Source organism: Maribacter ulvicola, from assembly GCF_900155985.1.
Classification (GTDB): domain Bacteria; phylum Bacteroidota; class Bacteroidia; order Flavobacteriales; family Flavobacteriaceae; genus Maribacter; species Maribacter ulvicola.
This window is the reverse complement of sequence record NZ_FTMA01000002.1, coordinates 23,072-37,487: the sequence shown is the minus strand read 5'-3', so window position 1 is coordinate 37,487 and position 14,416 is coordinate 23,072. Positions and strand designations below refer to the sequence as shown.

At 36.2% G+C, this 14,416-nt stretch carries 8 protein-coding genes; 7 read left to right on the top strand and 1 reads right to left on the bottom strand.

The features are described from left to right. Positions 1-179 precede the first annotated feature (179 nt). From BW936_RS08805 to BW936_RS08780, 6 genes are all read left to right on the top strand, one after another. On the top strand, positions 180-1,952 hold the full coding sequence (locus BW936_RS08805; RefSeq protein WP_076548034.1) for an AMP-dependent synthetase/ligase: 1,773 nt from the start codon (positions 180-182) through the stop codon (positions 1,950-1,952). Between the two features lie 382 nt (positions 1,953-2,334). Then, a complete protein-coding gene (locus tag BW936_RS08800; protein WP_076548033.1) occupies positions 2,335-2,766 on the top strand; it encodes a MarR family winged helix-turn-helix transcriptional regulator in 432 nt (143 codons plus the stop codon). 33 nt (positions 2,767-2,799) lie between these two features. Next, positions 2,800-5,205, top strand: coding sequence for a 3-hydroxyacyl-CoA dehydrogenase/enoyl-CoA hydratase family protein (locus BW936_RS08795; protein ID WP_076548032.1), 2,406 nt, complete (start codon positions 2,800-2,802; stop codon positions 5,203-5,205). A 103-nt stretch (positions 5,206-5,308) separates the two neighbouring features. Continuing rightward, the gene (locus BW936_RS08790; RefSeq protein WP_076548031.1) at positions 5,309-6,499 is read left to right on the top strand and encodes an acetyl-CoA C-acyltransferase; all 1,191 of its coding nucleotides are present in this window, start codon (positions 5,309-5,311) and stop codon (positions 6,497-6,499) included. Between the two features lie 434 nt (positions 6,500-6,933). Further along, positions 6,934-8,745, top strand: coding sequence for an acyl-CoA dehydrogenase family protein (locus tag BW936_RS08785; RefSeq protein WP_076548030.1), 1,812 nt, complete (start codon positions 6,934-6,936; stop codon positions 8,743-8,745). A gap of 102 nt (positions 8,746-8,847) precedes the next feature. Continuing rightward, a complete protein-coding gene (locus BW936_RS08780; protein WP_076548029.1) occupies positions 8,848-10,284 on the top strand; it encodes a pyridoxal phosphate-dependent decarboxylase family protein in 1,437 nt (478 codons plus the stop codon). Here BW936_RS08780 and BW936_RS08775 read toward each other — a convergent pair. Beyond that, a complete protein-coding gene (locus tag BW936_RS08775) occupies positions 10,273-12,075 on the bottom strand; it encodes a glycoside hydrolase family 15 protein (RefSeq protein WP_076548028.1) in 1,803 nt (600 codons plus the stop codon). The two genes, BW936_RS08780 and BW936_RS08775, sit on opposite strands and share 12 nt — an antisense overlap. Positions 12,076-12,178: 103 nt before the next feature. On the opposite strand from BW936_RS08775, the gene BW936_RS08770 reads away from it, so the two are divergent. Beyond that, positions 12,179-14,392, top strand: coding sequence for a bifunctional alpha,alpha-trehalose-phosphate synthase (UDP-forming)/trehalose-phosphatase (locus BW936_RS08770; protein ID WP_076548027.1), 2,214 nt, complete (start codon positions 12,179-12,181; stop codon positions 14,390-14,392). The last annotated feature ends 24 nt before the right edge of the window (positions 14,393-14,416 follow it).

Genomic DNA, 14,416 nt, shown 5'->3' with positions numbered 1-14,416 from the left:
TAAGCTGTATACATAACACGCTCAATTACAATTTATTGTGGGCAAATGGTTAAAATCGTTACACTACCCGTTTAACCTTAAGAATTAATAATATTGTAATTAGAAGAGGGTTTATTTAACAATACAATTTTAAAGTATCGAGTTCTTTCACTATTTTGCATTTCTTATTAGAAATATATATGCAAACAGTTACCCGTCTTTTTGACTTTCCATACTATCAGCTTGAAAAGCATGCTTTGAAAAAGGCATTGGTATCAAAGAAAAATGGAGAATGGATCAGTACTTCTACCCAAGAATACATAGATAAAGCCAATGCTATTAGCCGAGGGCTATTAAGGTTAGGCGTTAAACCTAATGATAAAATTGCAGTTATATCACTTACAAATAGAACCGAGTGGAATATAATGGATATTGGCATTCTTCAATTAGGAGCACAAAATGTACCCGTTTACCCAACGATATCTGAAGATGATTATGCCTATGTACTTAATCATTCTGAAGCAAAATTCTGTTTTGTATCATGTGATGAAGTATATGAAAAAGTTACTTCGATCAAAGGTCAGGTTGCCAGTCTAGAAAATGTGTATTCTTTTGACCAACTTTCTAATTGCGATCATTGGGAAAAGGTATTAAAATTAGGTAAAGATACCTCTAACCAAGAAGAAATTGAAAAATTAAAAAGCGCAGTATCACCAAACGATTTAGCAACGTTAATCTATACCTCAGGTACTACAGGAAAACCAAAAGGGGTTATGCTATCTCACGACAACCTGGTTAGTAATGCTGTTGAAAGTTCTAAACGTTTTCCTATTGTAGATGGTGAGACCAAGGCATTAAGTTTTTTACCCTTATGCCATGTTTATGAACGTATGCTCATATACCTGTATCAATTAAGGGGTGTAACCATTTACTACGCAGAATCACTAGATAAAATTAGCGATAACCTGAAAGAAACTAGTCCGCATGTTATGACGGCTGTCCCTAGACTTCTAGAGAAAGTATACGATAAAATCTACGCTAAAGGAACCGAGCTTACCGGTATAAAAAAGAAATTGTTCTTCTGGGCGGTTGAGCTAGGTCTTACATATGAACCATATGGTGAAAATGGTTGGTGGTACGAAATGAAATTATCATTAGCTAGAAAATTAATCTTTAGCAAATGGAAAGAAGGTTTAGGCGGTAACCTTCGTTTAATCGCTTCTGGTAGCGCCGCCTTGCAACCCAGATTATCACGAATATTTAATGCTGCCGAGTTTGGATTGATGGAAGGGTATGGTTTATCTGAAACCTCTCCTGTTATTTCAGTAAATGATATGCGCGATGGCGGATTTAGAATAGGAACCGTTGGCAAACCTATTGATCGTACCGAAGTTAAGATTGCAGCTGATGGTGAAATTTGTATTAAAGGCCCACAAGTAATGTTAGGGTATTATAAAGACGAAGAAAAAACAAAAGAAGTTATTGTTGATGGTTATTTCTTAACCGGAGATATTGGTGAGCTGGACAGTGATGGCTTCCTTAAAATTACCGATCGTAAAAAAGAAATGTTTAAAACTTCTGGCGGAAAATATGTAGCTCCACAACTTTTGGAAAATCGTTTTAAACAATCAAGGTTCATTGAACAAATTATGGTAGTCGGTGAAGGCGAAAAAATGCCAGCAGCACTTATACAACCAGATTTTGAATTCCTAAAAGAATGGGCATCATTACACCATATAAATAGTACTGAAAGCCAAAATCTTATAGATAACGAAAAAGTCTTACAACGTTACCAAAAAGAAATCGATGAGGCCAATGAAAAATTTGCAAAATGGGAAAAAGTAAAACAATTTAGACTTACACCAGATGCATGGAGTATAGATGGTGGACATCTTACGCCTACCATGAAATTAAAAAGAAAAGTAATTAAAGAGAAATATATAGCGCTCTATAATGATATTTATGAGCACTAGTATTATTTTATACTAGTTTACATACTTTTAATAACACCCAACTAAAACTTAAATATGAAAATTAGTTGGGTGTTACTAGTTTTAGTAATATCTAAATTAGACGGGAAAGTATATTTAATGTTTATCTATTTCATACGTACACTACACCATACATAATTAGCTTATAGGGAGACCATGATAGCTTCAAGCTCAAAGTACCTTATGTGATAACAGAGTATAAAATACTCCGCCGTTTGCATGGATATATGAATTATATTTTCAATTCAATACCTAAAGAACTTGACCCGAGGTTATTTACTTACAGCCGATTAACTAAATTTTACGTCAATTTATTATGCATGCATAATAAATTTTATTATATTTGATAACCAACAAAATGAGAATGAAAGAAGCAACGATAGATTATGCGTTGAGAGCCACATGGCAGGCGGTCGCTAGAATGTATAATGAAAAAGCCAAGAATTTTGATTCTACTATGGCTGTTGGCTTTACCCTATTAAGCATTGACCCTAAAAAAGGCACCCCTTCAACATCGCTGGGACCAAAAATGGGAATGGAAGCAACTAGCCTTTCCAGAATTTTGAAAAGTATGGAACAAAAAGGTTTAATCTTAAGAAAACCAAACCCTAAAGATGGTAGAGGTGTTCTTATCTATTTAACAGAGTTTGGACTTGAGAAAAGAAATGATTCTAAAAACACCGTTCTTAGATTCAACGAAGCAGTCAAAGAAGAGGTTACCGAAGAAAAACTAGCCAGCTTTTTTGAAGTAACCGATACGATCAACAAACTCATTGCCGACAAAAAATTATTTTAATACAACTTATCAAATTAATACAGCATAAAGTACATGAACAAGCACATTAAAAAAGTAGCGGTAATTGGCTCAGGAATAATGGGCAGCGGTATTGCCTGTCATTTTGCCAATATTGGCGTAGAGGTATTATTGTTAGATATTGTTCCTAGAGAACTGAATGACAAAGAGAAAACGAAAGGTTTAACTTTACAAGACAAGGTGGTGCGCAATAGAATGGTAAATGATTCTTTAGCAGCGGCATTGAAATCTAAACCTTCTCCTATTTACCATCAAAAATTCGCTAGTCGTATCACCACTGGTAATTTGGAAGATGATATTGCCAAAGTATCTAAAGTAGATTGGATCATTGAGGTTGTTGTTGAACGTTTGGATATCAAAAAACAAGTATTTGAAAACTTAGAAAAGTATCGTACTCCGGGCACACTTATTACTTCTAATACTTCTGGTATTCCTATTAAATTTATGTCTGAAGGCAGAAGTGATGACTTTCAAAAGCATTTCTGTGGCACCCACTTTTTTAACCCTGCACGCTATTTAAAACTTTTTGAAATCATTCCTGGTCCAAAAACAGATGCTGATGTTTTAAGCTTTTTAAATGGATACGGTGAAAAATATTTAGGTAAAACTTCTGTAGTTGCTAAAGATACTCCAGCCTTTATTGGTAATAGAATAGGAATATTCAGTATTCAAAGCCTTTTCCACATGGTTAAGGATATGAATATGACTGTTGAAGAAGTAGATAAACTTACAGGTCCTGTAATTGGTAGACCAAAATCTGCCACATTCAGAACTGTTGATGTTGTTGGCTTAGATACATTGGTTCATGTAGCCAATGGTATTTATGACAATTGTAAGGATGACGAGCGTCACAACTTATTCAAATTGCCAGATTTCATCAATACAATGATGGAAAACAAATGGTTAGGAAGCAAAACGGGACAAGGTTTTTATAAGAAATCCAAAGATGCCGACGGTAAAACTGAAATTTTAACGCTAGATTTAGGTTCGATGGATTATCGTTCTAAAAAAAGTGCCAAATTTGCAACTTTAGAATTGACAAAAACCATCGATAAAGTGGTTGATCGTTTTGCAGTTCTTGTTGAAGGAAAAGACAAAGCGGGTGAATTTTATCGTAAAAGCTTCGGACAGTTGTTCGCTTACGTATCTCATAGAATCCCTGAAATTACAGATGAACTTTATAAAATAGATGATGCCATGAAAGCCGGTTTTGGCTGGGAACACGGTCCTTTTCAAATTTGGGATGCCATTGGTCTAGATAAAGGTCTTGAGCTTATTAAAGCTGAAGGTTTTGAAGCTGCTCCTTGGGTTCAAGAAATGAAATCTGCTGGTGAAGACGCCTTCTACACTATAAAAGAAGGAAGCTCTTATGCCTATGATATTCCGAAAAAATCCATGGAAAAAATTCCTGGTCAAGATTCATTTATCATCCTAGATAACATTAGAAAATCTAACGAGGTATTTAAAAATAGTGGTGTTGTTGTTGAGGATTTAGGTGATGGCATCTTAAATGTAGAGTTCCAGTCTAAAATGAATACCATTGGTGGTGATGTATTAGCAGGGTTGAATAAAGCCATTGATATGGCCGAAAAAGATTTTCAAGGTTTAGTTGTTGGTAACCAAGGACCTAATTTCTCTGTTGGCGCAAATATTGGAATGATATTCATGATGGCCGTAGAGCAAGAATATGATGAGCTCAACATGGCCATAAAAATGTTCCAAGATACAATGATGCGCATGCGTTATTCCGCTATACCAACTGTTTCTGCTCCACATGGCATGACATTAGGTGGTGGTTGTGAACTATCCTTACATGCAGATATGGTCGTTGCTGCCGCTGAAACATATATAGGACTTGTGGAGTTCGGAGTAGGTGTTATTCCCGGTGGTGGCGGTTCTAAAGAATTTGCCGTTCGCGCACAAGACACTTTCAAAAAGAACGATGTTGAATTGAATGTGCTGCAAGAATACTTCCTGACCATTGGTATGGCAAAGGTTTCCACTTCTGCTTATGAAGCATATGACCTTGGTATTTTGCAACACGGTAAAGATATTGTTGTAGTAAATAAAGACCGACAGATTGCAACAGCTAAAGCGTACGCTAAATTAATGGCGGAACAAGGTTATACGCAGCCACCTAAACGTTCAGACATTAAAGTTTTAGGTAAGCAGGCATTGGGTATGTTCCTGGTAGGAACAGATGCTATGGAAGCTAGTCACTATATAAGTGAACATGATAAGAAAATTGCAAATAAGCTTGCCTATGTTATGGCAGGTGGCGATTTATCCGAACCAACTTTGGTTAACGAACAATACTTGTTAGACTTAGAAAGAGAGGCTTTCCTTTCTCTCTGTACCGAAAGAAAAACCTTAGAACGTATTCAACACATGTTAAAAACTGGAAAACCGTTACGTAACTAATTTACGACGCTATTTGCCATAGGCCCTTAGCTATTGGCAGTCTTAACTTAACAACAAATAAATGCTAGAAGCCAAAAGCTAATAGCCAAAAGCAAAATTAGAAATGAAAACAGCATATATAGTTAAAGCATATAGAACAGCGGTAGGGAAAGCTCCTAAAGGGGTCTTTCGTTTTAAACGTACCGATGAATTAGCAGCGGAAACCATTCAACACATGATGAAGGAACTGCCAAATTTAGATAAAAAACGAATTGATGATGTCATTGTAGGCAATGCAATGCCAGAAGGCTCGCAAGGTTTGAACATGGCACGATTGATTTCGTTAATGGGACTGGACATTGTTGATGTTCCCGGGGTTACCGTAAACAGATTCTGCTCTTCGGGTATTGAAACCATAGGAATTGCAACTGCTAAAATTCAATCCGGCATGGCCGATTGTATCATTGCAGGTGGTGCCGAAAGTATGAGCTCTGTTCCAATGACAGGTTATAAGACTGAATTAAATTATGACGTCGTTAAAGCGGGTCATGAGGATTATTACTGGGGTATGGGAAATACTGCAGAAGCTGTAGCCAATGAGTACAATGTTTCTCGTGAAGATCAAGATGAGTTTGCCTATAACTCTCATATGAAAGCTCTTAAAGCTCAGGCAGAAAACCGTTTTCAAGATCAAATAGTCCCTATAGAAGTTGAACAAACGTATGTAGGTACAGATGGTAAGAAAGCATCGAAAAAATATACGGTTACCAAAGATGAAGGACCAAGAGCAGGAACTTCTACAGCCGTATTAAATAAACTTAGGCCTGTATTTGCCGCCGGTGGTAGTGTCACCGCCGGTAATTCGTCTCAAATGAGTGATGGTGCAGCTTTTGTAATGGTAATGAGTGAAGATATGGTGAAAGAATTAAACCTAGAACCTATTGCTCGTTTAGTAAACTATGCAGCTGCGGGCGTACCGCCCAGAATTATGGGTATTGGACCAATTGCTGCTATTCCAAAAGCATTGAAACAAGCAGGATTAAAGCAAGATGATATCAAATTAATTGAACTAAATGAAGCTTTTGCTTCTCAATCTTTAGCAGTTATGAGAGAGTTAAACCTTAATCAAGATATCGTAAACGTAAATGGTGGAGCCATAGCGTTAGGCCATCCACTAGGCTGTACCGGTGCTAAATTATCAGTTCAACTTTTCGATGAAATGAGAAAGCAAAATATGCAAGGCCAATATGGTATGGTTACCATGTGTGTAGGTACCGGCCAAGGAGCTGCAGGAATATTTGAATTTTTACATTAATAATTTAGAAGCTAGACAATAGAAAAGATAATAATCAGTAGGTAATAACTCTAAAGCTAACCATAGCAATTTGAAATTTAGGTATGGAAATAGCCAATGACTTATCAGGTTTATGAATTGGATTCCTTAGCATGAGAGATTTAATTTTGGCTCACAAATCAATAGATCTTCAATTTTAATATAAAATAATATTGCAGAGGGGTAAGCAAGAACAGATAAATTATTTGGTCATTTTTAAAGCATCTCCTTGAGCTTTTCTTTTGAATAAGGTACACAATTATTAACAGCGAATAACAGAAATTATATAACCGATGATAAATTTAAATTACTTGAAGACAAAATTGAAGAGTTTCAGAAAATGATTATGGGTTTTCAAAACAACCTATAATAAGCTTCTTTTATCTCAATTCTAACTTCTAAATACTACTAACAACATGAGCACAGATAAAACAAATAAAGACATTCTAAGAGGAGGACAATTTCTTGTAAAAGAAACCAAATGTGAAGATATATTCACATTAGAAGATTTAAATGAAGAACAACGCATGATGCGTGAAAGCACCAAAGAATTCGTTGATAGGGAACTTTGGGCACATTGGGAACGTTTTGAGAGCAAAGACTATGCGTATACCGAAGAAACCATGCGTAAAGCTGGTGAATTAGGTTTATTGAGCGTCGCTGTTCCAGAGTCGTACGGTGGTATGGGTATGGGTTTTGTTTCTACCATGTTGGTTTGTGATTATATTTCAGGAGCTACAGGTTCATTTAGTACTGCCTTTGGTGCGCATACCGGTATTGGCACTATGCCAATTACGTTATATGGTACTGAAGAACAAAAACAGAAATATGTTCCTAAATTAGCTTCCGGAGAGTGGTTTGGTGCTTATTGCCTTACTGAGCCAGGTGCGGGTTCTGATGCAAACTCAGGAAAAACGAAAGCTGTCCTTTCTGAAGACGGAAAAACTTACAGTATCACCGGTCAGAAAATGTGGATCTCAAACGCAGGATTCTGCAATCTTTTTATCGTATTTGCTCGTATTGAAGATGATAAAAATATTACTGGTTTTATTGTAGAAAATGATCCTAGTAACGGAATTACCTTAGGTGATGAGGAAAAAAAATTAGGTATTCACTCTTCTTCTACTCGCCAAGTATTCTTTAATGAAACTAAAGTCTCTGCCGAGAATATGCTCTCTACCAGAGGTAACGGATTTAAAATTGCAATGAATGCTTTAAATGTTGGACGTATTAAACTGGCCGCCGCTTGTTTAGATGCACAAAGAAGGGTTATTGGTGAAGCTACTAAATATGCAAATGAGCGTATTCAGTTCAAAACTCCGATTATGAACTTTGGTGCTATCAAGTCTAAAATTGCTGAAATGGCAACTAGCGTTTACGTTGATGAATCTGCAAGTTACCGCGCCGCAAAAAATATTGAAGACCGTATTGCCATTCGTGAAGAGGAAGGTAACACACATCAAGAAGCAGAGTTAAAAGGTGTAGAAGAATATGCTATTGAATGTTCTATTCTTAAAGTAGCTGTTTCTGAAGATTGCCAGAATACTACTGATGAAGGAATCCAAATTTTTGGTGGTATGGGCTTTAGTGCAGATACTCCTATGGAATCTGCTTGGAGAGATTCAAGAATTGCACGTATATATGAAGGTACCAATGAAATCAATAGAATGTTGGCCGTTGGTATGCTTGTGAAAAAAGCTATGAAAGGCCATGTTGATCTTTTAGGTCCTGCAACCGCTGTTGGTGAAGAGTTAATGGGTATACCTTCTTTTGATGCTCCAGATTTTTCTGAACTATTCGCTGAAGAGAAAGACATTTTAAAACGATTAAAAAAGGTATTTTTAATGGTTGCTGGTTCTGCCGTTCAGAAATTTGGACCAGAATTAGAAAATCACCAACAATTAATGTTGGCGGCATCTGACATTCTTATTGAAGTATACATGGCAGAATCTGCTTTATTACGCACAGAGAAAAATGCAAAACGTTTTGGCGAAGAGGCACAAGCTACTCAAATAGCCATGTCTAGATTGTATTTATTCAATGCTACTGAAACCATTATTAACAAGGGTAAAGAAGCTATTGTTTCCTTTGCCGAAGGTGATGAGCAAAGAATGATGTTAATGGGACTAAAACGTTTTACGAAATATACAAATTACCCTAATGTAGTTGCTTTACGCACACAAATTGCCGATAAGATTGCTGCAGATAACGGTTATACGTTTGACTAATTCAGATTACCTTTTGTTGTTTGGTAACTTGAATATTAAACCGTCCCAATTGGGGCGGTTTTTTTGTTTGGTAAACATCCATATTGCAACTACTTTTAAACCATGCATAAGAAAATACTAGAACAGGTTTACAAAATTTCCGATTTTAAGTTGAACGGTTACCTATTAATTGATCAATTGACTTCACATCTAGAAGATAAGCTAAAGGCATCTACCCCTAATGCTATTAACTGGAACGAACCTGAAAAGGAACTAGAATTCTGGAATGATTTTTTAATTCATGGGGACAGTAAAGATTTGTTCAAAGAAATTACCAAAAGAACTACACATATTCATCACCCGCATTACATGGGTCATCAAGTGAGTCCGCCAGCGCCAATAACCGCATTATCAAGTACATTAAGTGCACTATTAAATAACGGGACTGCAGTGTATGAAATGGGCATGTCCTCTAACGCCATTGAACGTATTATTATAGCTCTTATATGCAAGAAAATCGGTTTTGATGACCAATCTGGTGGATTCTTAACTTCTGGTGGAACCTTAGCAAACCTAACCGCTCTATTAAGTGCTAGAAAAGCAATTACAAAAAAAGATATTTGGAATGAAGGTAACCAAAATCAATTGGGTATTATGGTGAGTGAAGAAGCGCATTATTGCGTTGATCGTGCTGCTAGAATTATGGGCTTGGGAGAAAATGGTATCATTAAAATACCCGTTACCAAAGGTTTTAGTATGAACACCTCTGTGCTAGAAACCAAGTTCAAAGAAGCAGAAGAACAAGGAATTGAAATATTTGCCATCATTGGTAGTGCTCCTTCAACTGCGACCGGAATTTTTGATGATCTTAAGGTCATAGGTGAGTTTGCCAAAAAACACCGTATTTGGTTTCATGTTGATGGTGCCCATGGCGGAGCGGGAATTTTCTCCAAAAAATACAGGTACACTTTAAAAGGTATTGAACAAGCGGACTCAGTTGTGATAGACGGACATAAAATGATGATGATGCCGGCATTAACCACTGCCCTACTTTTTAAAAATGAAGTACACGCGAAAACTACTTTCAGTCAGAAAGCAGATTACTTATTGTCAGATTCTGAGCATGAAGATTGGTACAACTCTGGTAAACGCACTTTTGAATGCACAAAAAACATGATGGCCATACACTGGTTTACCCTTTTAAAACTATATGGAGAAGACGTTTTTGATGCCAATGTTACCCAACTCTACGATATGGGTACGCTATTTGCCAATTTAATTAATGAAGCCCAAAATTTTGAACTGGCATTACAACCCATGTCCAATATCGTATGCTTTAGATACGTATCTCCAAATTTAAATGAAGAGGAAATAAATGCGTTAAATATAAAAATTCGCCAATTTCTATTAGAAGATGGCGAATTTTATATAGTACAAACAAAGCTAAAAGGAAAACACTATTTGCGAATTACTATTATGAACCCGTTTACTACAGCGCTACATTTTAAAGCCTTGATCGCTAAAGTTAAATCTTATATAACTAAACCATCATTCTCTTAATGATTCTAACATTTCATCTTCACTATCTTTTTTAGAGAAGTTGATAGCACACTCTATCAATGCTAAATGTGAATACGCTTGAGGAAAGTTACCCAGTAGTCTTTTGGTCTTAAAATCAATATCTTCACTAAATAGACCTAAATGATTGCTATAACTTAATAACCGTTCAAAATACTCCAGTGCTTTCTTACGTTCTCCTATCTTGAACAAGCTATTGATGTACCAAAATGTACATACCGTAAACGATGATGATGGTAAACCGAAATCATCTTCATTTTTATAACGGTACAGTAACCCGTCATTACTTAATTCTTTTCCTATTGCATTAACGGTTTTTATGTAACGCTCATCTTTAGCTTTAACACATCCATAAGATTCCATTAATAAGACAGAGGCATCTAGCTCTTTTGAACCATATGATTGTGTATATGCTCCTACTTCTTCATTCCAAGCATTATCATAAATATCTTTCCAGATTTCAGCTCTAATTGGCTCCCACTTCTCAATTTTATGTTTTTTACCAAGCATTTCAGCTACTTTAATAGCTCGATCCAAGGCTGTCCAACATAACACTTTTGAGAAGGTAAAATGCCGATCTTCCGTACGAAATTCCCAGATACCCTTATCGGCATCCTTCCAATTATTACTCACGATCCATACAATACCTTTGGTAATCGTCCATAAATCTTCACCATTTTCTATATCAATGCTAAACTTTACCATCTGCTCATAAATCACATCCATAAGAATACCATAGATATCATTCTGCTTTTGGTGATAGGCCGCATTACCTATTCTAACCGGTTTAGACCCTTTATAACCAGATAAATGTTCTAGCGTTTCTTCGGTGAGCTTCTTCTCTTTATTAATACCGTACATGATCTGAAGTTTCTCTGCCTTATCCGGGATCAAATCAATAATAAACTGTAGATAGCGTCTTGCAACATTCTTGTGCCCAAGTTCTGATACTACTTTTATCACCATAGATGCATCACGGATCCAACAGAAACGATAATCCCAATTACGAACTTCACCAATGGTTTCTGGCAATGAGGTGGTAGCTGCAGCCAATACGGCTCCTGTTTTATCGTATGTCAACAACTTAAGAGTTAATGCACTTCTAGAAATTTCTTCGTTAAATTTTTTATATGTCGGTGTTAAATTAGACCAATTCAACCAATACACTCTTGTATTCTGCAATTCCAAATAAGCTCTTTCTGTCGTTGGCAACAACAACTTCTCATTGTAGCCCATAAGCATAAACCCATCTTCGGTGAGCTCAACTTCATCGCTATTTACAATAGATTCCTTATTAAAGGATGTATACAAGAAAACAGTATCAAACTTAATATCATGGGTAAGGCTGGCAATAAAGTCCTTTTTAATAAAGGTTTCTGTTTTTCCCATCGCATACTCCAACTTTGGATCATACAATACTGAAAACTTCGGTTTGCCGGATATATACTTGAAATAGCGCACCAATTCTGGCGGAGAATGATATTTTTTCTCCTCTTTGCGGTATCTCGGCATAAAATCATGAATTTCAAAATGATCAATACCCGCTTTAAAAGAAGTAATTAAAATACTGGTATTCTGCTCGTATTTCTGGGTGATTTCATAGCTAGCATCAACGTTAATTTCAAAACTGCCCCCAATTTCATCATCTAATAATTTGGCAAAAACCGAAGGACTATCAAATTCTGGTAAACAACACCAGTCAATGCTTCCCGTCTTTGAAATTAATGCTGCGCTTCTGCAATTTCCTATTATTCCGTAGTCTAAATTATCCATTCAATAAAAATCTTGATTCATATGAGGTTTCAATTGGTATTGGCCTCCTTTTTCCCGAAATTTAGAGAAATAATTATCAAAAAGTAGCAAAAAAACCTCTTTTATGGCAAAAACTATCATTATCTCAAATAGACTACCTGTACAATTACAAATTAATAATGGTGACATTACTGCAGTACCAAGTGTTGGTGGATTGGCTACTGGAATGAAATCTGTTCACTCTGGCGGAGATAGCCTTTGGATAGGTTGGAGCGGATTAACAGATGAAGAAATACCAGAAGAATTAATACCAAAAATTGATACCGCACTCAAAGAACACGGCTCCTCTAAAGTTAACTTAACAGAAAAAGAGGTAGATGGTTTTTACTACGGCTTTAGCAATAGAACCGTATGGCCACTCTTCCATTACTTTTTAGAATATTCTGAATTTGAATTAGAGAGTTGGGAAATATATAAAGCAGTAAATCAAAAATTTGCCGATGCCATTCTTGCCAAAGCCGATAATGATGATACTATTTGGATCCATGATTACCAATTAATGTTAGTACCACAAATGGTACGTGCAGAAAGACCAGATATTTCTATTGGTTTCTTTTTACATATTCCTTTTCCTTCCTATGAAATATTTAGAACTTTACCATGGCGTAGAGAAGTGTTGCAAGGGTTGTTAGGCTCAGATTTGATCGGTTTTCACACCTATGATTATGAGCGTCACTTTTTAAGCTCTGTACGTAGATTATTGGGCTTAGAAGTTAGTTTCAATGACATCTATTTAGAAGATAGGGTGATAAAGGTAGACTCTTTTCCTATGGGAATCGATTATAAAAAATTCAGCACCGCAGCCAAAGAACATTCCCAACGTACCGAAGATGAAAAATCTGAACTACAAAAAAGACTGGATACCCATAAGAAATCAGCGCCAGATGCCAAATTCTTTTTATCCATTGACCGCCTAGATTACACTAAAGGAATTGCAAAACGCTTGAAAGCCTTTGAGTATTTCCTAAACAAATACCCTCAATACAAAGAGAAAGTAAGACTTATTATTCTTGCCGTGCCTTCACGATCTAACGTACCGCAATATCAATTGCTAAAACGTGAGGTAGATGAGTTGGTTGGTCGTATTAATGGAGAATTATCTACCGTTAGTTGGACACCTATTTGGTATTTCTACAGATCAATGCCTTTTGATAATCTTATTGACCTCTATACTTCTTCTGATATTGCTTGGTTAACACCTATTAGAGATGGTATGAATTTGGTGGCCAAAGAATATATTGCTACAAGAACAGATAAAACGGGAGTACTGATCCTTAGTGAAATGGCTGGATCTGCCAATGAAATGAACGAGTCGCTGTTGATTAACCCTAATAATTTTGAACAAATAGCAGATTCCCTTTACGAGGCTATCAACATGCCTAAAGAAGAGCAAATTTCTAGAAACACCTTATTGCAAAAGCGACTGGAACGCTATAACGTAGAAAAATGGGCAAATGATTTCATGAACTCCTTGGTGGGGCAAAAAGAAAAAGATCAAACATACCGGTCTAAAAAACTATCGGCCAACCTCATGAATACGGTTGTAGGTAGTTATAAAAATGCCAAGCGTAAATTAGTATTTTTAGATTATGATGGCACATTGGCCGGCTTTCACAATGACCCACAAAAGGCTGCTCCAGATGAAGAATTGTATCAACTTTTAGATGCCATTTCTGCACAGCCAAATACAGATATGTATTTAATTAGCGGACGTGATAAAGAAACCTTTACCAAGTGGTTTTTACCAAAAAAATATAACATGATCGTTGAACATGGCGTGTGGATCTCTCAAGGTGGCGAAGAATTTAGAATGTTAGAAACCGTAAAGAAAGACTGGATGGAGAAAATTCTACCCGTATTGGAATCTTTTGTAGACCGTACTCCTGGTAGCTTTATAGAAGAAAAAAATTACTCTTTGGCTTGGCATTACAGAAAAACAGATCCTGATTTTGGCCAAAAACGTTCTGTTGAATTAAATACTGTATTGACCAGCCTCATTGCTAATGATGACCTAAGTGTTTTAAATGGCAATAAAGTAATGGAAATAAAAAGTAGCAACGTAAATAAGGGAAGAGCTTCTATGCGCGTGTATACGGAACAGGAGTACGATTTTGTTTTCGCTATTGGTGATGACTGGACAGATGAATTTATGTTTCAAGAACTTCCTGAAGATGCAATTACCGTAAAAGTTGGGCGTCAAAAAACGCAGGCGCGATATTTTGTTGATAACACAAAAAATGTTCGTGAAATTTTAAAAAGATTTGCCGACAAAAAATAGATCAACCAACCAGATTCTAATGTA

Bases quoted from the DNA above. Each gene is read 5' to 3' on its own strand.
- BW936_RS08805 (WP_076548034.1), top strand. From the start codon at position 180: ATGCAAACAGTTACCCGTCTTTTTGACTTTCCATACTATCAGCTTGAA.
- BW936_RS08800 (WP_076548033.1), top strand. From the start codon at position 2,335: ATGAAAGAAGCAACGATAGATTATGCGTTGAGAGCCACATGGCAGGCG.
- BW936_RS08795 (WP_076548032.1), top strand. From the start codon at position 2,800: ATGAACAAGCACATTAAAAAAGTAGCGGTAATTGGCTCAGGAATAATG.
- BW936_RS08790 (WP_076548031.1), top strand. From the start codon at position 5,309: ATGAAAACAGCATATATAGTTAAAGCATATAGAACAGCGGTAGGGAAA.
- BW936_RS08785 (WP_076548030.1), top strand. From the start codon at position 6,934: ATGAGCACAGATAAAACAAATAAAGACATTCTAAGAGGAGGACAATTT.
- BW936_RS08780 (WP_076548029.1), top strand. From the start codon at position 8,848: ATGCATAAGAAAATACTAGAACAGGTTTACAAAATTTCCGATTTTAAG.
- BW936_RS08775 (WP_076548028.1), bottom strand. From the start codon at position 12,075: ATGGATAATTTAGACTACGGAATAATAGGAAATTGCAGAAGCGCAGCA.
- BW936_RS08770 (WP_076548027.1), top strand. From the start codon at position 12,179: ATGGCAAAAACTATCATTATCTCAAATAGACTACCTGTACAATTACAA.